The sequence below is a fragment of the Lactococcus sp. S47 genome, from assembly GCF_016517475.1.
GTDB lineage: Bacteria > Bacillota > Bacilli > Lactobacillales > Streptococcaceae > Lactococcus > Lactococcus lactis.
In genome coordinates this window covers 43,616-67,635 of record NZ_JACVUB010000003.1, presented here as the reverse complement: position 1 = coordinate 67,635, position 24,020 = coordinate 43,616, and the positions used below count along the sequence as shown (strand labels likewise).

Sequence of the window (24,020 nt, the reverse complement as noted above, 5' to 3'; positions counted from 1 at the left end):
CTGTATCATAATCGCAATCATATTTTTCCATGATTCGTCTTATCATGTATTCGTCATAGATCATTGCGAAACCTTTCTAAAATGGCATATCATCATCAGATATTTCCATAGGAGAACTGCCAAATGGGTCAGAGTTTGATTGATTAGCAGTTGGTTTACCTACTCGGTCTCCGTTTGCTTGTTTACTCTTTTCGAGTGGTTGGAAATTAGTTACGACAACCTCAGTAACATAAACTCGTTGACCTTGTTGGTTCTCGTAGTTTCGAGTTTGGATACTGCCAATCACTCCAATTAATTGACCTTTATGAGTCCAGTTCGCTAAATTTTCAGCTTGCTTGTTCCAGATAACACAATTGATAAAGTCTGCTTCTCGCTCGCCGTTTGCGTTCTTAAATTGACGATTAACTGCAAGAGTAAATGAAGCAACTGCTTTATTTTGTTGTGTATATCTAAGTTCAGGTTCCTTAGTGATTCGCCCTACTAGAGTGACATTGTTAATCATTTTGTTCCTCCTTTTTTATATCTACGAATTTTTCGATATCATTGTATGCTTCATCAAGTGGCATTTTTAGCCAATCATTTTGTTCATCAATACTTGCCCCATAGTTTTTCCCGGCAATAATAGCCATTTTGTTAACTACGGCTTGAAGCTTTTTCTCATCAAATTCTTTTTTATCTTTACCAACAACATATAATTTAGGTGGATTTGGTATCTCTTCTTCAGTAAAATCAGCTTTTGTATTTTGAACCTTTGAATTCTGAGGTAAGGCCCAACTTGGAAGTTGTGGATTATTCCACCAAAAGTTCTTTCCTGCTTTTTTATCAAAAACTTTGTTCCAACCATCAGTCTTTTCAAGTGATGTTTGAGCAAAACTGGTAGGTAAGTCATATAAATATCTACCTACTCCCCATTGGACAGCTGCTCTCTTCATTGATCCAGATAATCCACCTTTGACTGCTTCAACCTGAGTGTTTTCTGCACCATCCCATTTGGTAACCCATTCATCTCCAAACTTAACGGATATACCACATAACGTCCCGCCATCTGGAGCTGTTTTGAATTCGTTCTTCCATCCAGCAATTCCAAAAACTTCATCAAAACGTTCTTGAACTGCCCGATTATCCATATAAGCAAGAACCATAGCCCAAGGTTTCCCTTGTTTAGAAAATCCTGATTGTTGAACTCTCCAAACTACTCGGTCTGGTTGCAAAGGTTTTTGTAAGGCAAGCATTTGTTCTTCATAATCTGCCATAATTTACCTCACGCATCCCATTTAAGAGGTGCTTTCTTATCTTTATAAACAATGGATTGCTCAAGCTCTTGTTCTATTCCATCTCCAAACTTGCTCTTTAGTTTGGTTAAAGTAATTGGCTCTACACAATCCCAACCATGACCTTTAACTAAGTCATATTTCTGTTTATTAGTCATGGTTAAAACCTTTTGTTGTACTGCTTTACCATAACTCAAACGATTAAATTGTTGACCTTCATCAAGCCGTTTTTTAACCTCAGTTTCGCCCTTTTTATAAAGGTCAGCTATAATCTTTGCCTGAGCTAAGAATTCTGTAAGTGTGATATTATCCATATCTTTTATAGCTGATGGATTCAAGTCAACCCTTTGACCATCTCCATCTACTGGGATAAGTTGTAATTCCATAATGTTCTCCGTTTCTTATTTTTGTTGAAACGTGATATAATCTAGGTATTAAAATATAAAGACACATCACGTCTTAGTCCGCATTACCGTGCGGGCTTTTTTATTTCCAAACTTTTTTCCAGTCTGAAATACATTCGTTAAGCATTGCTGATTTATCCTCAGCAAGTTCTTGCTTATTCTTTTTTCGTGAAGTCATATAAAGACTCCCGTCTGGTCGTTGCCAAGTTTCAAAGACTACTACTCCACGATTTTCTCGTTTGATTAAATCATGATAGATTTGTCCAACAGTCGTTGGCAACACTCGAACTTTGCGTCCGTTTATGATTGTTGTTTCCATTTTTAACCCTTCTATATATGAGTTTCATCCTCCTAATGATATAATTACTTTGGGCATGTATTTGCTAATTTTTTTTATAGAAAGGAGGTATAGATTATGAATTTAGATAATTTCGATGAAAGATTTAATGACTTTCTAGAACGCTTTGATAATACTTTTGAGAAAGAGGAACCATATGAAGATATTGTTAAAATCGTAAATTCCTCAAAACTTAATGCATCAGAGTTTGAAAAAGCACTTGCTATTGAACACCTTATTGCTCAAAAACGTACTAATAACCTTGTTAAGTTAGCTTTAAAAGAGTTTTTAAAAAAAGACTAAGAGACCGCACAGAATGTATTATTTACATTATTTTTTTACTTAATTCGCTACTATTTTTGTAGCGAATTTTCTATTTTAGTATCCTTTTCTTACGTAATAACATATTAAGTTTTTCTGCGATAAGTTTTATTGCTCTTAGATTCTGCGTGATTAAATCAAGGAATGGGTCAAATGGGTTTTCACCGTTTTCTGGGTTGAATATGTATGTGTAGGTCATGAGTACACCTCCTTTATAGAAGTGAGGTTAGTGTATTTTTATTTTCTGTGAAGTAATCAATAAACTTAGGCGCCCTAGCCATTCCTCGGTACTTCTTGCTCCAAATTGACCATGCTAAGAAGGCAATCAAGTGAGTAAGCCGTCCATCTACATCAATCACAAAACCATCAGGAGCATTATCAGCAAACTTTTTGATATTGCCTTGTGCCCGAAGATAAGCATTAGACTTTTTGTCAATATTCCCTTTTTCATCTAACACTTCTGTCTTATACAGATACTTAGCAATTTCTCCGTCTGTCATGAATGGTCCATCTTCGATTTCAACTATCTTAACTTTTCCGATTGTAGTCATTTCTGTTTCCTTTCTAGCTGGCTAATCATCTTGTTCTACAAGAGGTAAGTATCCGTGTTTTTTGAGTGTTTCATATAGAAACTTACGCCCTTTTTGTTTCCAGGTAGTAGTAATTGATGTTCTCTCTTGACCTTTGCTATCTACATAGTTTTGAGTTCGGCTTCCAATATAACCTTTACCCATACATCTTGAATACAGTACCCATTGCTTATTGACTTTTCGTTGAATGCGTAACTCGTTTAAAATTCGATTAAATTTCACAGCACTAAATCCATAATCCTGTGCAATCTGGGTAATTAGAATATCATCAGGACTTTCAAGGATTAAATCAAGGTAAGTTGTTTTTTCAGTAGCTGCAGCAAGTTCAAGATTCAGCTGGCTATTTTCTTTCTCAAGTCCAAGTCGTGCTTGCCGTTCCTCTTTTAATTGTGTAGCAAGGCTAATGAGTGTATCTGGATTAAGCAACACTTCTTCAAGCTTTGCATCAGTCATATATGCTCCGTGCTTGCGGATTGTTGGGAGGACTTCAATAGCCAGCCAATCTGTGAATTTTTCAGATACAGCATTGTTTGCTTTGAATGCAAGCTTGTAAACCATAGGTTCGCTGATAAACGACCCTTTCCCCACTTCTGGGGAATTTGGCAGATAACTATTTACTCGTTCCCACTTAACATATTCTTTTCCATTTTTTACTTGAGTAATACCCATAGCCTTTGCGGCTTGTTCTGCACTAAATAGAATTTCTTCTCCCTCGACTTTAACGTCAAGATTGAATAACCCATTTGTAAAATTTTGTAATTCGTTCATATTTCGCCTTTCTAACTTGCCTTTCGTACGTAATTTTCGTATTTTTTACCTAAAAAAATATCATTATAATCTTTATCAAAAAATAATAAGTATTTTTTCAATAGTTGATTTTTAATATTCCCACTATCTTCTTCCATATTTTGAATAGTTCGCGATGATACTGAAAATTGTTCAGCTAACTCTGCTTGAGTCATTTTTTTTGATTCTCTTAATTCCTTAAGAGTCCATGCTTCTGCCATACTGGCTCCTTTCTGTGTGTGTATTTTTGTGTTCCCTTGGTATAATAACTATGAGCAGATATTTACGGTATTTGCTTATTACTATAGAAAGGAGGTATAAAGTTTGAAAAAATATTTAGTATCGTTTGAATATAGCAATGAACCAAACAATTCATTACATAAATCCATAAGGACTAAGTTAGAAAAGATTTCTCCAGATTATTGGGTTCAATTGTTTCCAGATTCGATTGCTATTAAAACGGATATAAATTCAGTTGATGAATTATACTCTTTATTAATTCCAGAAGCAGATCAATTACGTTTATTCATCGTTGAATTTGTTGGAATAATAGCGAACGAACAAAGAGCTACCAATGAACTTGATAAATTTGACTATTAAAGCGAACATCTTCTTACATAGTCATCGTAAAGAAGGGTATAATCTTCTTTAGAAATTGGCGGATATTTAAAGCTTAATCCTGTAAATATACTTTCAATTTCTTTTTTATCCATATTATATTCCTTTCCGCCCCTCTGGGGCTTTTTATTTGCCAAACTCGCTACTTACGCTGAGTTGAATACAACGTGTAACTACATTCACAGAAGCTCCGCAACAGTTTTGTTCGTTCGCTTGTTTGACTTTATGAGTTAATTATAATACGTTTTTTTCGTATTGTCAAGAACAAAATTTCTTTTTTTCGTATTTTTTGTTGTTTTTTCGTATTTTTTTTCGTATAATATATTTATGAAAAAAGAAATAAACAAACAAAGAATGCAAGCTATTTCTTCTAATATTACAAAATATAGGAAGGAACGAGGGATCACTCAAAAAGAACTCGCTGAGAATATTGGAATTACTCCTTCAACATTGAGTGATTATATCAACTTAAGAAGCGCTCCTTCTTTTGGAGTAATACAAAAATTAGCTGATTTTTTTGGAGTTCAAAAAACTGATATTGACTCTGAATATCAGTTGATAAATAATATTAAATCACCTGGTCAATCTTCAGTTTTATCTAAAATAACTCAAATTAGTTCAGAACTTGACGAGCCACGTCAGAAAATAGTCCTTGATACTGCTTCTTCTCAATTAGAAGAACAGAAAAAAGAACAGGCAAAGATTGTATCTATTAAAACTGAACAACAAAAACATGGCATTGACCTTGCCGATTTAGTAGATGATAGTAAAGTTGATTGGGACAAATGGGTTTCGTTTGATGGTAAGCCGTTGACTGATGAAGTTAAGGAAGCTATGAAACAAGCCCTTGGAAAGCAATTGGAAGACAAATAAGGAGGTTTCTATGAGCAGACAGGAGCTTTTAGAATATCTCCTAAAGGAAATTGAAAAATGTGGGTTTAAGATTGTTGATGTTGAATTTTTTCAAGTTCCCGCAGCCGTTAATGTTGATAATAAGATAATGATTTTCAATTCTAATGAAGCTTCCCCTTTTGAGGTCGCTCATGAATTAATACATATCCTAAATAAAGATAATCATCGTGGAGATTACTTTGACGCTACTAACCCTCAAGAAGTTAGAGCAAATCGTGAAGCCGTTCTACTTCTTTGGGAAATATTTGAAGCTAACGGGGGGAGCTACGAATATTTCAATGTGTTTGTAAATACAACAGATGCACCTTTTGAATTGGCAGAATCAATAGTCAAGAATGAATATATAGAAATGCATGAAGCTATTACTGAAATTTTTGAAGATGAAATAAAAGTTAGTATCAATAAGCAAGAAATGCATGATTATATTGTAGATTACATTAGTTATTTTGATGTAATTGAATCTGTTAATATTTATCAATTTTTGGATCGTTATCATCTAAGTCATAATTTCTATAATATGGCTGAAACAGAATTCCAGCAATTATTGGGCACTGTTTAATTTTAGGAGAAACTATGAAATTTGGAATGAGAAAGCCTAGCCTAGCAAAAAGTTTTAAAGCTAGAACAACTGCAAAATATAAACGAAAAGTAAAAAAAGCACTTATTCCTGGATATGGAAAAAAAGGCATGGGTTGTATTAAAAATCCGAAAAAAGCTGCTTATAACAAAGTTTATAAGAAAACAACTTTTTCGCTTTGGAACCTATTTAAATAAAAATAACGAGCAATACCCAGATCCTCAATAAAAGCTAGGGAAATAATGTGCACCATCACTATACTGGTAGGAGAAACTTATGGAAGTAAGCAAATTAAAAGATGCGTTGAAGTCACTTGGCACACGCATTGAAACTCTTGCACCAAGCATAACCAATGAAGAACAAACAAAAAATGCCTTCATTATGCCTTTTTTTCAAACGTTGGGATATGATGTCTTTAATCCTCTAGAATTTGTTCCTGAGTTCACCGCAGATGTTGGGATTAAAAAAGGTGAAAAAGTAGACTATGCGATGGTAATTGATGGTGCACCACAAATACTAATTGAATGTAAGTCTATAAATGAAAATTTAACAAATCATGATTCACAATTATTCCGTTACTTTGGTACTACAAGCTCAAAATTTGGTCTTCTAACAAACGGTAAAGAATATCGTTTTTATACAGACCTTGATGAACAAAATAAAATGGATTCGACACCTTTTTTGACTGTGGACCTTACTAATATTAAGGATAATCAATTTTTAGAATTGGCCAAATTCCACAAAGAAAATTTCGATGTTGATAAAATCACGTCTTCAGCTGCTGAATTAAAATACCTTAATAACCTAAAAGGATTTTTGACAGATAATTTGAACGATCCTTCAGAGACTTTTGTAGCATATCTCGTATCACAAATATACGACGGAATAAAAACAAAAAGTACACTTGAAAAATTTACTCCTATCATAAAAAAAGGATTTAATCAGTTTATTACTGAGAGGGTAAATGAAAAACTTTCAGCAGCATTAAATACAAGTGTAGAAACAAAAACTGTTGATGAAGTTGAAGAAATAACTGAAGTAGTTTCTGATGACAATGGAATTATTACCACTCCTGAAGAACTTGAAGCCTTTACTGTATTCAAAGTAACAACCAAAGATTTTATTGATCCATCACGTTTATATTATCGTGATACAAAGAGATATTTCGGGATATTAATTGATGATAACAGCCGTAAATGGGTATTTAGATTCTACCAAAAAGCAACGAAAAATCTAATTGAAATCCGCGATATCGGAACTTTTGAAATCTCTTCCCCACTAGATATAGCAGGATATCAAGATCAAATTAAAACGGCTATAGAAAATTATAATTAAAATAAAAAAAGCCGCCCAAGTTTGACAAACGATCGGGCCGGATTGAACTCACAAAACTACGAGTAATATCTTGAATCTCATTAAAAGCTAGATTAGGAGAAAATTTATGAAAAAAATAGCACTTATTGGAGTAACTGTGCTTACCGCTATTTCATTAGCTGCGTGTTCAGCAGGTAGTAATTCGGAGTCAAAGAATAGCAGTGAAAAGAGCACAACCGAATCAAGTAATAAACCTACGCTTGAAATTCCTGAGTCCGTTGTCGCAGATAGTTCAAAAACTGCTGAAATCACTGGTAAAACAACACCAAATACCAAAGTACAAATTGGCTATGGTATTATCGGTGATAAAGAGACCTCTGATAAAGATGGTAATTTTACTTTAAAATATGAACTAGACGAAGCAAATGATCAAGATACAGTTGAAATAACTGCAAAAAATAAAAATGGTAAAACTACTAAGGAAATTACTATCAAACAAAACCCTGAAGTAATTAAGAAAAAAGAAGCCGAAGCTAAAGCTAAAGCTGAGACTGAGGCAAAAGAAAAGGCAACAGCTGATTCTAAAGCAAAAGCCGATGCCGCAGCAAGAGAAAAAGCCACGGCTGACTCTAAAGCAAAAGAGGATGCAGCAAGAAAAGCAGCTGATGAAGCCGCGGCCCGAGAAGCGGCAATTCCTAGAGAATATAAGGATGCACTTAACAAAGGAGAGGACTACCTAAGTTACACCGCATTTTCAAAATTGGGTCTTAAAGAACAACTCTTATACGAAGGATATCCTGATGCTGCTGCTCAATACGCAATTGATAATATAAAGACTGATTGGAATATTCAGGCGTTAAAAAAAGCCCAAGATTATTTGAGCTATGATTCTTTTTCTGATGCTGGTCTAAGGGAACAATTAATTTATGAACAATTCACCTCAACTGAAGCTGAATATGCAATAGCAAACATTAATAAATAACATATATAAAAAAATCCGCCCTAACTTTGGACGGCAAGGGCGGATTTAATCTCAAATACAGTATAAACACTTCAAACGAAGGTCTTTTACTGTACTCAATTTTAGCAAGAAAGTGAGTAAAAATCAAATGTGGATAGTTAATCTAAAAAATGGCAAATTTAAATATTGTGAGAGATATATTGACCCATATTCTGAGAAAACAAAGACTGCAAGCGTAACGTTAGAAAAAGATACACCACAAGCTAAGAAACAAGCGATAAAACTCTTATCTGAAAAAATAGAGGATATCACTACTACTGACTCAGCTCAAAAAAATATAACTTTCGGCGAACTTCTCAATGAATGGTTCCCTTATTATCAGGCAAAAAATAAGAGAAAAACTTGGAAACAAGTTGACGGTAATTTAAAGAAGATACATACAATAATCTCTGATGATATGCTTATAAAAAATATAGATGGAAAACTGATAACTAAACTCATTGATGAAATGTACACATTTGGGACATACTCTTATAATTACACTAGTCAAATTCGAGCCTTGCTTTCAACAATTTTTAAATTTGCAATCAGTCGAAAATATTTATCAAATAATCCTGTAAAAGACACTGAAATACCTCTTAAGATAGAGGATAAAAATAAACAACGTGAAAAGATAGAAAACAAATACCTTGAACGAGATGAAGCTGAAAAAATAATATCATATTTAGCTAACAAAAAAAGGTGTTTGCTTCATTCTAGGATGTCAGAGTTCCTATGGCTTACTGGTTTGCGATATGGAGAGCTTCAAGCTTTAAAGTGGAATAACTATCATGACGGTTCGATAAGAGTTGAGGGAACGCTTGATAGCTTTATGCGAAGTATTACAGAAGCAGAAAAAACATCGCCTAAGACTTCTACCAGTTTCCGTGTAGTTGACTTACCAGATAGGGCCATAGAAATAATTGAAGAGAGAAAACAGTTCGATTTAATTCATTTCTCTGCTGAAGATGATGACTATATTTTCTTATCCAGTAGAGGAAATCCATTAGTATTGAACTCATTTAATTTAAAATTAAAAGAAGCTGCAAAAGCGAATCATATCGACAAAGAAATTTCATCTCATATTTTTAGGCATTCTCATGTTTCACTTCTCTCAGAACTCGGTATGCCATTAAAATCTATCATGGAAAGAGTTGGACATTCTGATGCAAAAGTAACTCTTAAAATATATAATCACGTTACTAAAAAGGCAAAAAAGGATATTGTTGATGCACTTAATAATTTATAAAAAAAGAACCTGCTATAAAACAGGTTTTTTATTTTTGCTACTTTTTTGCTACTTTTACCAAATCTACTAAACATTAATGCTTATAAAATCAGTTATATCAACACTCTATTTTTTGAAGTTATCCATGAGATCCATGAAATCATCAAAAAGATAGCTGGCATCGTGAGGTCCAGGAGCTGCGTCTGGGTGAAATTGGACTGAAAAAGCTGGGAAGTGTTTGTGACGTACTCCTTCAACTGAGTCGTCATTGATTTCAACATGGGTAATCATTAGGTCTTCAGGTAAGTTTTCTGATGAAACGGCATATCCATGATTTTGTGAGGTGAAGTCAATTCGTCCTGTTGCAATTTCACGAACGGCATGGTTAAATCCACGGTGTCCAAATTTCATTTTGTAGGTTTTTGCTCCATTTGCAAGACTAAATAATTGATGACCTAAGCAAATACCGAAAATCGGAATTTTACCTTGAATTTCTTTAATCATTTCAATTGCTTCTGGTACATCTGTTGGGTCACCAGGGCCATTAGTCAACATAACACCATCAGGTTCCATTTCCAAAATTTCTTTAGCACTGGTGTTGTATGGGACAACGGTGAGATTACATTCCCGTTTTGAAAGTTCACGTAAGATACTGTGTTTCAAGCCAAAGTCAACAACGACAACTTTTCTGCCTGTATTTGGTGATGGATAAGCGGTCGTCGTACTACTTGTTTCAACTTGATTTGTTGGTAATACTGTCGCTTGAAGTTGGCTCATTTGATGCTCTACTTCATCTCTTGCTTGTACAAGTGAGGCCTTCATAGTGCCGTGTTCTCGAACAATTTTAGTAATCGCTCGAGTATCCACACCTGTAATTCCAGGAATATTTTTTGCTTTTAAAAATTCATCAAAAGACATTTGCATCCGCCAGTTCGAAGGACGGCGAGCTGCTTCATGAACAACTACGGCTTTACAGGTTGGATGAATTGATTCATAATCATCTCGATTGACGCCATAATTTCCAACAATTGGATAAGTGAAAGTCAAAATTTGTCCGTTATATGATTGGTCAGTGATTGATTCTTGATAGCCTGTCATTCCTGTATTAAAGACAAGTTCACCTGTAACATCCAAGTTTGCCCCAAGGGATTCTCCCTCAAAAATGGTTCCGTCTTCTAAAATTAAAAGTCTTTTGCTCATAATAAATATTTCCTTTGAATTTTGCTTTAGCAATTATTTTTTCTTGTTGTCAGCGCTTTGAATTATTTAGCTTTTTTTCCAGCAAGAATTGCTTCAAGAATTGCCATTCGCGTATAAACACCATTGCTCATTTGTTGAACAATCCGACTTTGTGGGCTTTCAACAAGGTTGTCAGCAATTTCAACATCCCGATTGACTGGAGCTGGGTGCATGATAATGGCTGTTGGTTTCAACATTTTTGCTCGTTCTTCTGTCAGTCCAAAATGATTATGGTAGCCTTCTTTAGAAAAGCTTTCGCCACTATCATGACGTTCGTGTTGAACGCGTAAGAGCATATGAACGTCAAGTTCTGGCAAAATTCGGTCTAGGTTGGCATAATGACCGTAATCATCAAATTCTTCACTATACCATGCTGCTGGGCCTGTAAAGTAAAGTCTAGCTCCTAATTTTTGGAGCATCATCATATTAGATTTGGCGACACGTGAATGGGTTAAATCTCCGGAAATTGCGATTTTTAAACCTTCAAATTTGCCAAATTCTTCATAAATGGTCATCAAGTCAAGTAAACATTGACTTGGATGTTGCCCTGAACCATCTCCACCGTTAACAATCGCACAATGAATATTATCTGAATTCACTAATTCTTCATAGTAATGTTCTACTCCTGAACGTATAACACAGATATCAACGCCAAGTGCATCAAGTGTTAAGACGGTATCGTAAAGAGTTTCTCCTTTACTAATTGAGCTTGCTTGCGCATCAAATTCAAGAACATCTAAGCCTAATTTACGCTCAGCAATATGGAAACTATGGTGCGTTCTTGTAGAATTTTCAAAGAAAAGATTTGAAGCAAAAGTTTGTTTTTCTAAATCAAATTCTGCTGTTCCTGCTTTGAAAGCTGAGGCTCTTTTGATAAGTCCCATGACTTCATCAACACTCAATTTTTCCATACTTGTGAGGTTTTCGAGTTGAACTAATCCATTTTTTACTGACATGAGGTCTCCTTTACCCTGACTGTGTGCTCTCTGTCACAACAGTTTTATTGACAATATATTTGATTGTTTTGTCAGTAAACTGACAAAATTTTTATCTACTGATGGAAATCTCGATAGGATTTCTATCAGTTATAAGTTCACTTTTTTAATTACTGACGATTCTGTCAGTAATTTTGAATCTTTTAAATTTCGCTAGGATCTTTTGGCAAGACAAGATTTAAAACAATTCCGAGAATTGTTGCAATGGCTACTGATGAAATTTGTAAATTTTGAGTGATATTAATAATCATTCCACCAATCCCGATAACAAGAACAACTGAGCTGATTAGTAAGTTTCGTTTGATATCAAAATTAACTTTATTTTCAACTAAAATTTTCAAACCAGAAGCTGCAATTACTCCAAAAAGGGCAATTGATGCTCCCCCGATGACGGGTGCTGGAATTGATTGCAAGAGTGCTGTAATTTTCCCAATGAATGAGACAACGATAGCAAGAACGGCAGCTCCAGCAATAACATAAATCGAATGAATTTTTGTAATTGCCATAACTCCAATATTTTCACCGTAAGAGGTCACCGGCGGTGCACCAATAAATCCGGCGATGATTTGAGCTAGACCGTCACCAGTTAATGTTTTTTCTAATCCTGGTTCTTTAAAGTAATCTTTTTTAGTTAATGAATTCAAAACCATAATGTGGCCAAAATGCTCAGTCATTGTGACAAAAGCAATCGGTGCCATTGTCAAAATTGCTGACGGATAGAAGGCCCACTTGTAATTGGCAAATGGAATTTCCATTGGTGGAATGGTCAGCCACTTAGCATGTGAGATTCCAGTAAATGAAACAATGTTCATCCCTGTAATCTTACCAATAATCATTGCTGCAACATATCCTGTGATGATTCCAAGTAAAATTGGAACAACTGACAGAAATCCTTTGCCATAGATACTGTAAATGACAATAGATAACACAGTGATGAGGGCAATAATGATATAAGCTAAACTGTATCCTTTTAAATTTGCAACGTCCGTGTACATGGCATCATTAATTGCTGTTGGAGCAAGTGATAATCCAATGACCATAACGATTGGCCCAACGACGATTGGCGGTAAAACTTTGTCAATCCAGCCTTTACCTGCAAATTTTACAATTAAAGCGACAATCAGGTAAACCAATCCACCGGTCATTGCCCCTTGAGCAATGGCTGGCATTCCACCATTTTTCATCAGTAAAGTCATCGCACCAATATAGGCAAAGCTTGAACCCATGTAAGCTGGCACTTTAAATTTTGTAACACTCATGTGTGCAAGTGTACCAAGTCCAGAACTCAAGAGGGCAATGGCTGGGTTAATCCCAACTAAAATTGGCACCAAAACCGTTGAGCCAAACATGGCAAACAAATGTTGAAATGAGAGACCAAACCACTGACTTGCAGCTGGTTTCTCATCAACTTTTAAGATAATATCATTATCGTGCACTTTTTTCTCCTAAAACTCTAAGTTGAATATTTGTTAATTCTTTCGTCAGTAACTGACAGCATATTTTTTACTTTAAATTACTGACAGAAATTTTTTAATCTTCACGTTTAATTAAAATACTGTCATTGCCATCGTGTTCAGACATTTGAACAATGATTTCTTCATCACGACCTGTTGGAATATTTTTCCCAACGTAGTCTGCACGAATTGGCAATTCACGATGTCCACGGTCAACTAATACAGCCAATTGAACACGAGCTGGACGACCGAGTTTTACAATTCCATCAATTGCCGCACGGATTGTCCGACCTGTGTAGAGCACATCATCGACAAGAATGACATCTTTTCCTGTAATATCGATGTCAATTTCTGTCGTGTCTTCTTGAGCTTGTTTGTCATCACGGAATGGACGTGTATCCAACTCACCAAAAGGAATTTCCAAACCTTCTAATTGTTGCAAACGTTCTTGGATTCTTTTTGCTAAATAAACACCACGTGTTTTAATCCCAATCAAAACCAATTTGTCCAGCTCTTTATTACGTTCAATAATCTCGTAAGTGATACGTGTAATTGCACGTTTCATTGTGATTTCGTCAATAATTTCTTTTCTAGCCATTGTGGCTCCTTTCATTCTTGATGATCAATTGGTCAGTAAACTAACAAATCTTTCATTTAGCGATTTAGCTTCCATTTCTAAGTTGTCCATTAACATACAAAAAACCTGCACTCAAAAGAGAATGCAGGTAGGTATCAGAAAATGGACAGTATCCATCATATTATTACATTATTAATTTCTGACCTTGCCTGCCTCTCTGGACAATCTTAAAGGTTAGATAGATTATAGCAAAGTTCTCGCCACTTGTCAAAAATTATTTTTTATTTAGAGAATAAAGTCTTGAAAGTGATTATAATCAAAAATAGACAAGATGACATCATTAAAAGAAAAATTAATTTCCAAACAAAAGCAGGGATTATTTGAAATTTCTCATGGAGTAAATCTGCATCAGAAAGTTCTTCATTTTTATGAAAAATTACTCTAAGGTCAATAAATGCCCCTAAAGTCAGAAAACCAATTAAAGCTCCACCCATAAAATTAAAAATCTGAATTTGACCAAAATAAAGCAAAGCCCCTGTAATTAAAATTCCTAGCAAACAAATCAAAAAGCCATACCAATTTTTAATGACGATGAGAACAGAAAGGCTGACTATCAACAGACTTATAAGAATGAATTCTGGATGATTGATAATCAAAAACCAGCTAAAGAGACAGCCAAAAAGTAAAGGCATTGGATAGCCCATCAATAAAACAAAGAAGCTTCTCCCACCACCACTTGTTTGGGTGAGGCCGGAACTATCATGATTAAGATGAATTCTATAAACTTTACCAAAAGTAATTTTCGCCGCCAGAGCATGACCAAATTCATGTAAAAGCGTCACTAAAATTCTTAATAAGGGATAAAGAAAGATAGCTATTAAAAGCCCACAAATCAAACCTAATAAAATTATTTTTTGCTGGTCACTAAAGTCTGCGATTCTTTCAAAGGCAGAATAAATATATTGGATAAAATCTTGCAAAACTTCTCCTTTCAGTTTATCATAACAAAAATAACTTAAAATAAAATATTTAAAGAAAGCTTGACAAATATATTATAAAATTATAATATAATAATATGATTAACGAAAAAGATATTGCTGAATTTTTTAAACTTTTCTCTAACGACGGACGTTTAAAAATTATTTCCAGCCTAGCCACTGATAACCTAACCGTAAATGAGATTGTTGAAAAAACACAACTTTCTCAATCTCTTGTCAGTCAACAACTAAAACTTTTAAAAAATGCACGGATTTTAACGAATGAAAAAATTGGAAAAACGGTCACTTACAGTATCTATGACCGCCATATTTTACATCTTTTGAAAGATGTTGCAGAACATTTAGATGAACAAGAGGGAGGAAATCATGAGCCTTAAAAATAAACAAATAAAAAGCGAGCATGACCATAATCATCTGGATAAACTTGTCTCACAAAACGTCACAATCGTTTTTGCTTTAAACCTCTTCTTTGCGATTTTAGAATTTATTTTTGGGGTGCTCTTTAATTCTACGGCTATTTTATCTGATGCCGTCCATGACACAGGAGATGCCGTTGCTATCGGTTTAGCCTGGTTTTTCCAAAAATTCTCTAAAAAACGAGAAGACAAACACTTCTCTTTTGGTTATCAACGTTTTAGTTTACTCGGCGCCTCACTCACAAGTGTCATTTTAATTACGGGGAGTTTCATTGTGCTTTTCGAAGCCGTTCCTAGATTTTTCAACCCTCAACCTGTAGAAGCAACAGGTATGCTTGGTTTGGCTATTTTTGCAATTGTCGCCAATGGTTTTGGTGCATGGCTTTTGGCTCGTGGTTCCTCACGAAATGAAAGTATTTTAAATCTTCACGCGCTCGAAGACGTTTTAGGTTGGCTGGGAGTCCTCATTGTTTCAATCGTCCTTCATTTTGTAAAATGGTACTGGCTCGACCCACTTCTTTCTATTCTAATTGCTTTGTTCATCTTATCCAAAGCCATTCCAAAATTCTGGGGAACTTTACGTATTCTTCTTGAATCAGTCCCCGAAGATATTGATTACAAAAATCTTCTAAGAGCCCTTGAACAACTTCCTGAAGTACTTGCTGTCACACAACTTATCATTTGGTCAATTGACGGTGAGCAAAATGCAGCAATGATTCATATTGTGATTCCCGAAAATCAAGATTTCTCAGATGCAAAAATCGCTGTTCGTAAGCTTTTAGAAAGTGAGAAAGTTTGTCGCTCAGCCATTGAACTTGATGAAACTACTGACGAACATAAAAAACATGTTCAATATGAAATTTAATTACTGACAGAACTTATCAATTTATAAAATTACTGATGAATTAAAAGACTCGACTTTTTATAAGCCGAGTCTTTTATTATTTTTAACGAATTTGTCCTGTGCCATCAATCAGATATTTTGTTGAGGTTAGAGCCTCTAAGCCCATTGGCCCTCTGGCATGAAGTTTTTGAGTTGAAATGCCAATTTCAGCACCTAAGCCAAATACAAAACCGTCAGTAAATCTTGTAGACGCATTGACATAAACGGCTGCCGCATCAATTTCATCTTGAAATTTTTGCGCATTGAAATAATCATGAGTGACAATGCTTTCTGAATGACGACTTGAATAAGCATTAATGTGCTCAATTGCTTCATCCAAATTATCAACCGTTTTTACTGACAGAATATAATCTAAAAATTCTGTCCCAAAATCATCGTCAGTTGCAGGAATTCCAGCTGACAGAACTTTCAGCGCACGCTCGTCAGCACGAAATTCAATTTCATGAACTTTATTGATTTCATTTTCCAACTTTGGTAAAAATTCGTCAGCAATTTTTGCGTGAACCACTAAACTTTCGGCTGCATTGCAAACACTAGGACGCTGTGTTTTGGCATTTATCACAATTTTTGTCGCCATTTCTAAATCAGCAGATTCATCAACAAAAATTGTACAATTACCCACCCCAGTTTCAATAACAGGAACCGTTGCTTTTTCTTTGACACGGTTAATCAATCGCGCTGACCCTCGCGGAATCAGAACATCTAAAAATTTATCTGCCTGCATCATTTTTTCTGCTTCAGCATGACTTGTGTCAGATAACAATTCAACTGCTCCGTCAGTAATTTTTGCTGACAGCAAATTTTCCTTAATAATTTCAACTAAAACCATATTAGAATAAATCGCGTCAGACCCACCGCGTAACAAAACAGAATTTCCTGTTTTAAAACAAAGAGAAAAAGCATCGATAGTCACATTTGGACGACTTTCAAAAATCATTCCAACAGTGCCAAGTGGCACTCTTTTTTGCAAAATCTTAAGTCCATCAAGATTAGTGAAACCTTGCAATACTTGCCCAATTGGGTCAGGAAGTTCTGCAACTTGTCTCAACCCTGTTGCCATATCAGAAATTCTTTGCGCATTTAGACGCAAACGGTCAACCATAATCTCAGAAATTCCATGTTCCAGAGCGTTAGCCAAATCTTTTTCATTCTCAGAAATAATTCTGTCAGTATTTTCGATAAGGCTGTCAGCTAAATTTTGCAAAAAAACATTTTTGTCAGCAGTTGCTAGCATTGCTACTTCTTTGCTCGCCTTTTTAACCTTTAATCCAAGTTCTTCAATCATCGTTTTATCCTTCTTTCTCAAGATTTTTGATGAAAATAAGTCCCAATCTCACGTCCTTCGATAATTTCTTTAATCTCTCGAATCCGTTCGCCATTGGTCAGAACCATTTCTTGACCATTTTCAAATAAAATCTGTGCAGCCGCCAATTTTGAAGTCATCCCGCCAGTTCCAAAACGCGAACCGGCACCACCAGCCATTTGACGTAATTCATCAGTAATTTCATGAATTTCATTAAAAATTTTCGCATCATCATAAATCGTTGGATTTTTATCAAAAAGTCCATCAATATCTGACAGCATAATCAATAAATCAGCATTCACTAATTTAGAAACAATCGCTCCCAATTTATCATTATCACCAAATTTTGTTTGATGATCCATTTCATCAACCGCAATAGCATCATTTTCATTAATAATTGGAATAATTCCAAGCCCAAGTAACGCATTTAGTGCATTTTCAGCATTCTCACGACTCGTTGGAAAATCAGTCACATCACGTGTCAAAAGTAACTGAGAAACTTTTTGCGAATAACGACGAAACATTTGCGTATAAAGACTCATCAATTCAACCTGACCGATTGAAGCCAAAGCCTGCTGGTCAGCAATCCCTTTGGGACGTTTATCTATACCAAGCACATTCAAGCCAACTCCAATCGCTCCAGAAGTCACCAAAATCACTTCATAACCTTTATTATTCAAATCAGATAAAACAAAAGCCAACTCGTCTATATTTGATAAATTTATTTTTCCATTTGGCAAAATCAACGAACTCGTTCCAATCTTAACTACAATTCGTTTAACACTCAAAATATTTTTTCTTGTCATAATCATTTATTATAGCAAGATATTTCAACAAATACGAGAGTAAAATGATTAAATTTCTACTTTTTATTATTTTATTCTACAACTAGAATTTTATAAAAAAAGTGCTTTTGAGCACTTTTTATTTTCCATACCCCACTAGCTATTTTTTGTCTCTTTTTCAGCTAACATCTTCTTAACAAAATCAGGCATTTCCCCTCTGACAGCTCCGTCAGTAGACTTTTTTATTGATTTAGCCACTTGATTTTCATATTCAGAAGTTGTTTTTTCATGACCATCTAATCGTTTCTCTCCCACCAAATTTTGAATGGATGTAATATCCTGCGAAACTTCTAAACAGCCCAGATATTCTCCTGTTTCTTCATCACGCATTGCAAAATATCGAATATAAATTTTCTTATTAAAACGATGTAAATCAATCCAAAAATCAGCTTGATCGCGTGTTCCAGATTTAAAATCTTCTAGGATTTTTTCTACTACCGCCATTGATTTTGGCGGGTGGCAATCAATAACACGTCGACCAATTACAGATTTAGCTCGTGGAAAAATTCGTTCTCCTCCCGAGAAAAAGCGAACGATATCTTCTTTATCAACAAAACTTAGATCAACCGGTAAAACATTAAACAAAGCCGTCAACTCATTGAGGTGTAACATGCCAGTTGGCAAAACAACCACTCCCTCACTTGTAACTTTTTCCCAATCATATTGCCGCTTAACTCTTTTAGGTTTGCTTACTTCTAAACCAGATTCCTTAGCAATAGCCTCTGTCATTGCTTTAGCAGATTCAATCGCCGCCAATCTTTGAGGTTCATGCTCTTTTTCCTTTTCAATTGACTCTTTAGAAGCTTTCCATTTTAAAGGTTCCGCAATGAATGCATAGCCAATCTCTTTAGAATCCTCCTCTATTTGTTCCCAATCTTTTAAAGAAAAGACATCCAAGCACATTGGAATCATAATTGCTTCTTCTTTAAAAATCATTTCTTCAATTTCCGTCAGTAAATTTTCTAGCATTTCACGTAATGGGTTCAAAGCTGTTTTATCTGTTTTTAAATAAACAATTACTTCTTTAATCATCTCACGAACACTATCATCTACACCCCACATAACTTTTGGTGGCGCTGTGATTCCATATTTTTCCATAAAAGAAAAAATTAAAGTTTCTTTTCTAGCATAATGTTTGTCAATATTATACAAATCAATAACCGCTGCAAGTAAACGTTCTTTATAAGACCAATCTCCTTTTTCAATCTTTGAAAAAACCCACCGAATTTCATCATTTAATAGCGATGTAATCACTTGATTTTCAAGTTTCATTGTATGAATAGGATGTCCTGGAGTATTTTCTTCTAAAGATGATTTATGAATATCTGTAATAGCCCCTTTAAAGACAGCTGCATGAACATTACATAATTTTTGAATTTCAGAGGGATTGAGCCCCCCTTGGATCAATGCCTTTTCAGCACCAGTTATTTCCGAAACATCTACACCATCAAATTCTTCATTAAAAATTTTTTTGGCGTCCTCAAACGTCCCCCCTTCGTGTAAGAGTGTCAATATTTCAACAATTCTTTTTTGGCGCTCAATTGTAGTCGATTTATTCATATTTGTCATTATTCTTCCACCTTCTACTTTGAAAACTCAAAACCAGCCTCAGCAAAAGCAATAACAATTTTATCCCAATCGATATGTTTCATTTTTGCTCCCATTGGAATTGTCGCCATCCTTCCAGCAGTCTGTAGCATTCCAGGCATTTTTATCTCATGAAAACCCAAACCATCCATTAAATCAATAATTTCAGGGTGTTCTGTTGCTAAATCATAAAGTTTAGCATTTATATCCAGTTGAATCATTCTAATCTCCTTTTCAAATGTCAAAATTTTGTAAAAAAACTTTGACATCTTATCTTATTCTAACAAAATATTAGTCTCATTAAAAGATAAAAAAAGAATCTATAAACTATAGATTCTCATGAATTATTAATAAATAATTTGAATGAAGGCTAGTGAAAATACTCCCACAAGCACAATAACTAATAAGTTTTTTGTCAAAATAGCTGCTAAAACCGTTGGAATTGAAGCAAGTAAATTATTCCAGTTAACCGATGGTAAATGACCTAAATGTTGAATAAAAAGATTTGAAATCCATAAGGCTGACATAATAACTACCGGCACAAAACTTAAATATTCCACAACTATTTGAGGCAAACTCATTTTTTTTAATAAAATAAAAGGTAGAACTCTTGAAATCCAAGTTACAATAGCGCATCCAATAATTGTTAATGATATAAATTCAAAAGAAGACACGTTTTACCCCCACACCTAAAGCACAAGCAATTAAAGTAACAAATAAAACTAACAAGTTGCTTGGCAAAAATATCAAACCAAAATAAAATAGAACCAAGGTAATTCCAACCATGACTAACTGTAGCATTAAACCCAAAGTTTTATCACTAATAAGTTGCAAATAAAGTAAGCCAATAAACATTGCGATAACTGCGAATCCCAAACCTAATTTTTCTGGATTTGCTAGTAAATTCCCTAATAGAGCTCCAATAGCACTGGCTAATGCCCAAACTAAATAGGCTAGTAAATTTGATGCATTAAACCAAGAAAAATTCAGTTTACCCTCAGTATAATTTTGTTTATTCATTCCTAAAGCAAAACTTTCATCGGTCAATAATGTCCCAAGTAAAATATTTTTCAGTAAACTTTCATTTTTAAAATATGAAGCCGTCGTCATGCTCATTAAAATAATTCGTGAATTAACTAAAAATACACTTAATACTATTGACATAATAGGACTATGAGTTGCTAGCATACTAACCATGATAAATTGTGCTGAACCAGCGTAAACAATCAATGAGAGTAATAAAATTACCCAAACGCTAAACCCCTCGCTGTGCCCTATCATCCCAAACGCAATTCCTATCCCAATATATCCAAAAACTGTCGGCATTGTATCTTTCAAGCCTTGTTTAAAAGTTAATTCCGAATTCATATTCCCCTCACTCCCTAAAAGATTATATCTAACCATTATCACATAAATATTAACTAACTGTCAATAAAAATTTATTAATCACTTGATTTTTGCAAGGTATATTGCTATAGATTTCATTTTTTCAATGATATAATCAAATTAATAACAATATCAATCTTAGAGGAGGAAGACTATGGCAACAATTAGTATTTTTGGTAAAGGAAAAATGGGAAAAGCAATCGGTGATAATTTTAGTTCATCTGGTAATAAAGTCAACTATATCTTATCAAACTCATCTAAAACAGAATTGGGTGAAATTGTTGTTTTAGCTGTTCCCTATGTCGCAATTGCTGGAATCATCCAAGAATATTCGACTGATTTACAAGGAAAAATAATTATCGATATTACAAATCCCGTTGATTTCACAACATTTGATAGTCTATTAGTGCCTTCGGATACTTCTGCTGCGGCTCTCATTGCTAAACAACTCCCAAATTCAATGATTGTTAAGGCTTTTAATACGACTTTTTCCGATACATTGGCAACAAAAAAAGTGGCAAATGAACATCAAACAACAGTTTTACTCGCTAGTGATAGTCAGGAAGCAAAAGAGACCATTATTAAAGCTCTTGAAAATAGTGGTTTGAGTCTATTAGACGCTGGTTCACTAAAAAGGGCTCGCGAACTGGAAGCTATTGGTTTTCTGCAAATTACTTTAGCTGCTTCTGAAAAAATTTCTTGGGACGGTGGTTTTGGAATTTTCAAATAGTCGCTTAAAAATTTAAGTCTTGTTATAATTAAATAACAAGGCTTTTTATTTTATAAATAAATATCATCAAGGAGTAGAATAATGACTACATTAACAAATGAACCAACAATGAAAATCAGAGCATTGGAACGGACAGATTTAAAAAATATTCATATCATCAATAATAAAGCTGAAACAATGCGGCTATGGTTTGAAGAACCTTATGAATCACTAGACGAGTTAACCAGTCTTTATGATAAACATATCCATGATAATACTGAACGTCGCTTTGTAATTGAAGCCAATGATACTTTTATTGGAATTGTGGAACTTATGTCTATTGATTACATTCATCGTACCTGCGAAATTCAAATCATTATCATTTCAGGTTTTTCTGGAAAAGGCTACGCTCAAAAAGCGTTAAAAACAGGTGTTGACTATGCTTTCAATACTCTAAATATGCATAAAGTTTATTTATGGGTAGATATTGATAATGCTCCTGCTGTTCATATCTATAAAAAATTGGGTTTCAAAATTGAAGGAACGATTAAGGAACAATTCTTTGCTGGCGGTAGATATCATGATAGCTACTTTATGGGGATTCTTAAATCCGAATATACTCAAAGAGAAAAAGCGGTTAAATAAAAAAACAGGAGAACTCCTGTTTTTATTTAGCGTTTTTTCTTACCTTTTTTCATTTTCTTTTGAGCACGTTTCATGGCTTGTTTCATAGCAAACTCAGTTGCTTTACCTTTTAAACCACCACCAAACATAGAACTCATATCGGGCATCCCATTTGCTGAACCATTGCCCATCATCCCTTGTAAATCACCCAAAGATGACATATCGGGCATTCCAGAACCTGCAGGCATATTCGGCATTTGTCCACCGGCTCCACCCATCATTTTTTGCATCATAGCATTCATATCACCATTCATGATTCCTTGCATCATTTCTTTGGACTGATTGAATTGCTTAATGAATTTATTTACTTCAATAAATGAATTTCCAGAACCTGCGGCAATCCGACGACGACGGGCTGGTGACAGTTCAGCCTCTAAATGACGTTCTGCCGGTGTCATTGACAAGACCATTGCTCGTTTTCTGGCAACATCCTTAGGATCAACTTTAACCTTATCTAAACCAGGCATTTGTGACATTCCTGGAATCATTTTCATAATATCTTCCATTGGTCCCATATTTGTCACTTGATCAAGTTGTTCAACAAAGTCCTCATAATCAAAACGGTTTTCAGCCATTTTTTCAGCGAGTTTTGCTGATTGTTCTTCGTCATAATTTGCTTGAGCCTTCTCAATTAAGGTGAGCATATCACCCATTCCAAGAATTCGTGAACTCATTCGATCAGGATAGAAAACTTCAAGGTCTGTTAATTTTTCACCAGTCCCTGTAAATTTAATTGGTTTTCCTGTAATTTCACGGATTGATAATGCCGCACCACCACGTGTATCACCATCAAGTTTAGTGATAATCACACCTGTAATGTCCAATTTTTCATCAAAAGTCTTGGCAACTTGTGCTGCAACTTGACCAGTCATTGCATCAACAACAAGCAAAATTTCAGTTGGTTCAGCAAGTGCTTTAATCTCTTGCAATTCGTTCATTAAAGTGTCGTCAATTTCAAGACGACCTGCAGTATCAATCAAAACATAGTCTTTACGTTCTTCTTGAGCTTTTAAGAGACCATTACGAACAATATTAACTGGTTTTTCAGCAGTTCCTTCATCATAGACAGGAATTTCAAGCTGTTCACCTAAGGTTTTTAATTGGTCAATCGCTGCTGGACGATAAACGTCGGCTGCAATCATTAAAGGGCGAGCATTTTGCTCTTCTTTGAGTTTTTTGGCAAGTTTACCAGCAAAAGTTGTTTTACCTGCCCCTTGCAACCCAACCATCATGATAATTGTTGGAATTTTAGGAGATTTAAGTAATTCAGCTTCGCCACCACCCAAAATAGCTGTTAATTCTTCATCAACAATTTTAATTACTTGTTGAGCTGGGTTTAATGCTTCTGATACTTCAACACCGACAGCTCGTTCACGGATTGCCTTAATAAATTTCTTGACAACTGGGAGAGCAACGTCGGCTTCAAGGAGAGCAACTCGGATTTCTTTTGTAATTTCTGTGACGTCTGTCTCAGTAATTTTTTTCTTTCCACGTAGATTTTTAAAAACGTTTTGTAAGCGTTCAGTTAAGTTTTCAAATGCCATATTTTATAATCCAATTCTATT

At 34.7% G+C, this 24,020-nt stretch carries 31 protein-coding genes; 12 read left to right on the top strand and 19 right to left on the bottom strand.

From position 1 onward, the window contains the following. Positions 1–76: 76 nt before the first annotated feature. The 4 genes from ssb to IAE52_RS04045 all read right to left on the bottom strand — a co-directional run bounded on the left by ssb (position 77) and on the right by IAE52_RS04045 (position 1,994). On the bottom strand, positions 77–502 hold the full coding sequence (gene ssb / locus IAE52_RS04060; protein WP_200136677.1) for a single-stranded DNA-binding protein: 426 nt from the start codon (positions 500–502) through the stop codon (positions 77–79). Then, complete coding sequence (locus tag IAE52_RS04055; RefSeq protein ID WP_200136676.1) at positions 495–1,253, bottom strand: Rad52/Rad22 family DNA repair protein; 759 nt, start codon at positions 1,251–1,253, stop codon at positions 495–497. Before IAE52_RS04055 ends, ssb begins: the two co-directional genes overlap by 8 nt. Positions 1,254–1,261: 8 nt before the next feature. Beyond that, on the bottom strand, positions 1,262–1,657 hold the full coding sequence (locus tag IAE52_RS04050; RefSeq protein ID WP_200136675.1) for a hypothetical protein: 396 nt from the start codon (positions 1,655–1,657) through the stop codon (positions 1,262–1,264). A gap of 100 nt (positions 1,658–1,757) precedes the next feature. After that, the gene (locus IAE52_RS04045) at positions 1,758–1,994 is read right to left on the bottom strand and encodes a DUF1408 domain-containing protein (RefSeq protein ID WP_200136674.1); all 237 of its coding nucleotides are present in this window, start codon (positions 1,992–1,994) and stop codon (positions 1,758–1,760) included. Between the two features lie 96 nt (positions 1,995–2,090). Here IAE52_RS04045 and IAE52_RS04040 point away from each other — a divergent pair, with 96 nt between their 5' ends. Continuing rightward, entirely contained in the window at positions 2,091–2,315 is a 225-nt protein-coding gene (locus tag IAE52_RS04040) for a hypothetical protein (RefSeq protein WP_098384010.1), read from the top strand. A gap of 230 nt (positions 2,316–2,545) precedes the next feature. Here the strand turns inward: IAE52_RS04040 and IAE52_RS04035 are convergent, their stop codons facing one another. From IAE52_RS04035 to IAE52_RS04025, 3 genes are read right to left on the bottom strand one after another with little or no spacing between them, the layout of a single operon-like run. After that, positions 2,546–2,884, bottom strand: coding sequence for a hypothetical protein (locus IAE52_RS04035; protein ID WP_200136673.1), 339 nt, complete (start codon positions 2,882–2,884; stop codon positions 2,546–2,548). Positions 2,885–2,905: 21 nt separating this feature from the next. After that, complete coding sequence (locus tag IAE52_RS04030) at positions 2,906–3,691, bottom strand: phage antirepressor KilAC domain-containing protein (RefSeq protein ID WP_200136672.1); 786 nt, start codon at positions 3,689–3,691, stop codon at positions 2,906–2,908. Positions 3,692–3,702: 11 nt separating this feature from the next. Then, complete coding sequence (locus tag IAE52_RS04025) at positions 3,703–3,930, bottom strand: helix-turn-helix transcriptional regulator (RefSeq protein WP_200136671.1); 228 nt, start codon at positions 3,928–3,930, stop codon at positions 3,703–3,705. A gap of 103 nt (positions 3,931–4,033) precedes the next feature. Here IAE52_RS04025 and IAE52_RS04020 point away from each other — a divergent pair, with 103 nt between their 5' ends. The 7 genes from IAE52_RS04020 to IAE52_RS03990 all read left to right on the top strand — a co-directional run bounded on the left by IAE52_RS04020 (position 4,034) and on the right by IAE52_RS03990 (position 9,379). After that, a complete protein-coding gene (locus IAE52_RS04020) occupies positions 4,034–4,309 on the top strand; it encodes a hypothetical protein (protein WP_200136670.1) in 276 nt (91 codons plus the stop codon). Between the two features lie 345 nt (positions 4,310–4,654). Continuing rightward, entirely contained in the window at positions 4,655–5,200 is a 546-nt protein-coding gene (locus IAE52_RS04015) for a helix-turn-helix domain-containing protein (RefSeq protein WP_058219287.1), read from the top strand. A 10-nt stretch (positions 5,201–5,210) separates the two neighbouring features. Next, on the top strand, positions 5,211–5,798 hold the full coding sequence (locus tag IAE52_RS04010; RefSeq protein WP_200136669.1) for a hypothetical protein: 588 nt from the start codon (positions 5,211–5,213) through the stop codon (positions 5,796–5,798). 14 nt (positions 5,799–5,812) lie between these two features. Next, positions 5,813–6,013 carry a hypothetical protein gene (locus tag IAE52_RS04005; protein WP_200136668.1) on the top strand — a complete coding sequence of 67 codons (201 nt, stop codon included), beginning with the start codon at positions 5,813–5,815 and terminating at the stop codon, positions 6,011–6,013. A 79-nt stretch (positions 6,014–6,092) separates the two neighbouring features. Further along, complete coding sequence (locus IAE52_RS04000) at positions 6,093–7,151, top strand: type I restriction endonuclease (protein WP_200136667.1); 1,059 nt, start codon at positions 6,093–6,095, stop codon at positions 7,149–7,151. Positions 7,152–7,257: 106 nt separating this feature from the next. Next, positions 7,258–8,112, top strand: coding sequence for an Ltp family lipoprotein (locus IAE52_RS03995; protein ID WP_200136666.1), 855 nt, complete (start codon positions 7,258–7,260; stop codon positions 8,110–8,112). Between the two features lie 112 nt (positions 8,113–8,224). Next, positions 8,225–9,379 (top strand): tyrosine-type recombinase/integrase, encoded by a 1,155-nt coding sequence (locus IAE52_RS03990; protein ID WP_370568101.1) that lies wholly within the window; start codon positions 8,225–8,227, stop codon positions 9,377–9,379. 105 nt (positions 9,380–9,484) lie between these two features. Here the strand turns inward: IAE52_RS03990 and IAE52_RS03985 are convergent, their stop codons facing one another. From IAE52_RS03985 to IAE52_RS03965, 5 genes are all read right to left on the bottom strand, one after another. Then, positions 9,485–10,558 carry a carbamoyl phosphate synthase small subunit gene (locus tag IAE52_RS03985; protein ID WP_015426754.1) on the bottom strand — a complete coding sequence of 358 codons (1,074 nt, stop codon included), beginning with the start codon at positions 10,556–10,558 and terminating at the stop codon, positions 9,485–9,487. Between the two features lie 62 nt (positions 10,559–10,620). Continuing rightward, positions 10,621–11,553, bottom strand: a complete 933-nt coding sequence (locus IAE52_RS03980; RefSeq protein ID WP_033898645.1) for an aspartate carbamoyltransferase catalytic subunit — start codon at positions 11,551–11,553, stop codon at positions 10,621–10,623. Between the two features lie 182 nt (positions 11,554–11,735). Then, complete coding sequence (locus IAE52_RS03975; protein WP_010906053.1) at positions 11,736–13,028, bottom strand: uracil-xanthine permease family protein; 1,293 nt, start codon at positions 13,026–13,028, stop codon at positions 11,736–11,738. Between the two features lie 94 nt (positions 13,029–13,122). After that, positions 13,123–13,644: a bifunctional pyr operon transcriptional regulator/uracil phosphoribosyltransferase PyrR gene (gene pyrR / locus IAE52_RS03970; protein WP_010906054.1), complete on the bottom strand. Its 522-nt coding sequence runs from the start codon at positions 13,642–13,644 to the stop codon at positions 13,123–13,125. A gap of 260 nt (positions 13,645–13,904) precedes the next feature. Beyond that, on the bottom strand, positions 13,905–14,603 hold the full coding sequence (locus tag IAE52_RS03965; RefSeq protein ID WP_109991089.1) for a M50 family metallopeptidase: 699 nt from the start codon (positions 14,601–14,603) through the stop codon (positions 13,905–13,907). 95 nt (positions 14,604–14,698) lie between these two features. Between IAE52_RS03965 and IAE52_RS03960 the strand changes: the two genes are divergently transcribed. Together IAE52_RS03960 and IAE52_RS03955 are read left to right on the top strand one after the other, a co-directional pair. After that, positions 14,699–14,998, top strand: a complete 300-nt coding sequence (locus IAE52_RS03960) for a helix-turn-helix transcriptional regulator (protein WP_003129394.1) — start codon at positions 14,699–14,701, stop codon at positions 14,996–14,998. Next, positions 14,988–15,902 carry a cation diffusion facilitator family transporter gene (locus tag IAE52_RS03955; protein ID WP_010906055.1) on the top strand — a complete coding sequence of 305 codons (915 nt, stop codon included), beginning with the start codon at positions 14,988–14,990 and terminating at the stop codon, positions 15,900–15,902. Before IAE52_RS03960 ends, IAE52_RS03955 begins: the two co-directional genes overlap by 11 nt. Before the next feature lie 82 nt (positions 15,903–15,984). On the opposite strand, the gene IAE52_RS03950 is transcribed toward IAE52_RS03955, so the two are convergent. From IAE52_RS03950 to IAE52_RS03925, 6 genes are all read right to left on the bottom strand, one after another. After that, complete coding sequence (locus tag IAE52_RS03950; RefSeq protein ID WP_033898651.1) at positions 15,985–17,226, bottom strand: glutamate-5-semialdehyde dehydrogenase; 1,242 nt, start codon at positions 17,224–17,226, stop codon at positions 15,985–15,987. Between the two features lie 17 nt (positions 17,227–17,243). Then, positions 17,244–18,050: a glutamate 5-kinase gene (gene proB / locus IAE52_RS03945; protein WP_026138929.1), complete on the bottom strand. Its 807-nt coding sequence runs from the start codon at positions 18,048–18,050 to the stop codon at positions 17,244–17,246. Between the two features lie 135 nt (positions 18,051–18,185). Further along, entirely contained in the window at positions 18,186–19,658 is a 1,473-nt protein-coding gene (locus IAE52_RS03940; RefSeq protein WP_025017014.1) for a DUF438 domain-containing protein, read from the bottom strand. Between the two features lie 14 nt (positions 19,659–19,672). Next, the gene (locus tag IAE52_RS03935; RefSeq protein ID WP_012898217.1) at positions 19,673–19,897 is read right to left on the bottom strand and encodes a DUF1858 domain-containing protein; all 225 of its coding nucleotides are present in this window, start codon (positions 19,895–19,897) and stop codon (positions 19,673–19,675) included. Positions 19,898–20,023: 126 nt separating this feature from the next. Next, the gene (locus IAE52_RS03930) at positions 20,024–20,350 is read right to left on the bottom strand and encodes an AzlD domain-containing protein (RefSeq protein ID WP_033898654.1); all 327 of its coding nucleotides are present in this window, start codon (positions 20,348–20,350) and stop codon (positions 20,024–20,026) included. Next, positions 20,337–21,044, bottom strand: coding sequence for an AzlC family ABC transporter permease (locus IAE52_RS03925; protein WP_010906060.1), 708 nt, complete (start codon positions 21,042–21,044; stop codon positions 20,337–20,339). Before IAE52_RS03925 ends, IAE52_RS03930 begins: the two co-directional genes overlap by 14 nt. 172 nt (positions 21,045–21,216) lie before the next feature. Between IAE52_RS03925 and IAE52_RS03920 the strand changes: the two genes are divergently transcribed. Both IAE52_RS03920 and IAE52_RS03915 read left to right on the top strand, forming a co-directional pair. Continuing rightward, a complete protein-coding gene (locus tag IAE52_RS03920) occupies positions 21,217–21,792 on the top strand; it encodes an NADPH-dependent F420 reductase (protein ID WP_003129406.1) in 576 nt (191 codons plus the stop codon). Positions 21,793–21,873: 81 nt separating this feature from the next. Continuing rightward, complete coding sequence (locus tag IAE52_RS03915; protein WP_003129407.1) at positions 21,874–22,416, top strand: GNAT family N-acetyltransferase; 543 nt, start codon at positions 21,874–21,876, stop codon at positions 22,414–22,416. Between the two features lie 26 nt (positions 22,417–22,442). On the opposite strand, the gene ffh is transcribed toward IAE52_RS03915, so the two are convergent. Next, entirely contained in the window at positions 22,443–23,999 is a 1,557-nt protein-coding gene (ffh, locus tag IAE52_RS03910; RefSeq protein WP_003129408.1) for a signal recognition particle protein, read from the bottom strand. Positions 24,000–24,020 lie beyond the last annotated feature (21 nt).

Coding starts and splice junctions, on each gene's coding strand:
- ssb (WP_200136677.1), bottom strand. CDS start 502: ATGATTAACAATGTCACTCTAGTAGGGCGAATCACTAAGGAACCTGAA.
- IAE52_RS04055 (WP_200136676.1), bottom strand. CDS start 1,253: ATGGCAGATTATGAAGAACAAATGCTTGCCTTACAAAAACCTTTGCAA.
- IAE52_RS04050 (WP_200136675.1), bottom strand. CDS start 1,657: ATGGAATTACAACTTATCCCAGTAGATGGAGATGGTCAAAGGGTTGAC.
- IAE52_RS04045 (WP_200136674.1), bottom strand. CDS start 1,994: ATGGAAACAACAATCATAAACGGACGCAAAGTTCGAGTGTTGCCAACG.
- IAE52_RS04040 (WP_098384010.1), top strand. CDS start 2,091: ATGAATTTAGATAATTTCGATGAAAGATTTAATGACTTTCTAGAACGC.
- IAE52_RS04035 (WP_200136673.1), bottom strand. CDS start 2,884: ATGACTACAATCGGAAAAGTTAAGATAGTTGAAATCGAAGATGGACCA.
- IAE52_RS04030 (WP_200136672.1), bottom strand. CDS start 3,691: ATGAACGAATTACAAAATTTTACAAATGGGTTATTCAATCTTGACGTT.
- IAE52_RS04025 (WP_200136671.1), bottom strand. CDS start 3,930: ATGGCAGAAGCATGGACTCTTAAGGAATTAAGAGAATCAAAAAAAATG.
- IAE52_RS04015 (WP_058219287.1), top strand. CDS start 4,655: ATGAAAAAAGAAATAAACAAACAAAGAATGCAAGCTATTTCTTCTAAT.
- IAE52_RS04010 (WP_200136669.1), top strand. CDS start 5,211: ATGAGCAGACAGGAGCTTTTAGAATATCTCCTAAAGGAAATTGAAAAA.
- IAE52_RS04005 (WP_200136668.1), top strand. CDS start 5,813: ATGAAATTTGGAATGAGAAAGCCTAGCCTAGCAAAAAGTTTTAAAGCT.
- IAE52_RS04000 (WP_200136667.1), top strand. CDS start 6,093: ATGGAAGTAAGCAAATTAAAAGATGCGTTGAAGTCACTTGGCACACGC.
- IAE52_RS03995 (WP_200136666.1), top strand. CDS start 7,258: ATGAAAAAAATAGCACTTATTGGAGTAACTGTGCTTACCGCTATTTCA.
- IAE52_RS03985 (WP_015426754.1), bottom strand. CDS start 10,558: ATGAGCAAAAGACTTTTAATTTTAGAAGACGGAACCATTTTTGAGGGA.
- IAE52_RS03980 (WP_033898645.1), bottom strand. CDS start 11,553: ATGTCAGTAAAAAATGGATTAGTTCAACTCGAAAACCTCACAAGTATG.
- pyrR (WP_010906054.1), bottom strand. CDS start 13,644: ATGGCTAGAAAAGAAATTATTGACGAAATCACAATGAAACGTGCAATT.
- IAE52_RS03960 (WP_003129394.1), top strand. CDS start 14,699: ATGATTAACGAAAAAGATATTGCTGAATTTTTTAAACTTTTCTCTAAC.
- IAE52_RS03955 (WP_010906055.1), top strand. CDS start 14,988: ATGAGCCTTAAAAATAAACAAATAAAAAGCGAGCATGACCATAATCAT.
- IAE52_RS03950 (WP_033898651.1), bottom strand. CDS start 17,226: ATGATTGAAGAACTTGGATTAAAGGTTAAAAAGGCGAGCAAAGAAGTA.
- proB (WP_026138929.1), bottom strand. CDS start 18,050: ATGACAAGAAAAAATATTTTGAGTGTTAAACGAATTGTAGTTAAGATT.
- IAE52_RS03940 (WP_025017014.1), bottom strand. CDS start 19,658: ATGACAAATATGAATAAATCGACTACAATTGAGCGCCAAAAAAGAATT.
- IAE52_RS03935 (WP_012898217.1), bottom strand. CDS start 19,897: ATGATTCAACTGGATATAAATGCTAAACTTTATGATTTAGCAACAGAA.
- IAE52_RS03925 (WP_010906060.1), bottom strand. CDS start 21,044: ATGAATTCGGAATTAACTTTTAAACAAGGCTTGAAAGATACAATGCCG.
- IAE52_RS03920 (WP_003129406.1), top strand. CDS start 21,217: ATGGCAACAATTAGTATTTTTGGTAAAGGAAAAATGGGAAAAGCAATC.
- IAE52_RS03915 (WP_003129407.1), top strand. CDS start 21,874: ATGACTACATTAACAAATGAACCAACAATGAAAATCAGAGCATTGGAA.
- ffh (WP_003129408.1), bottom strand. CDS start 23,999: ATGGCATTTGAAAACTTAACTGAACGCTTACAAAACGTTTTTAAAAAT.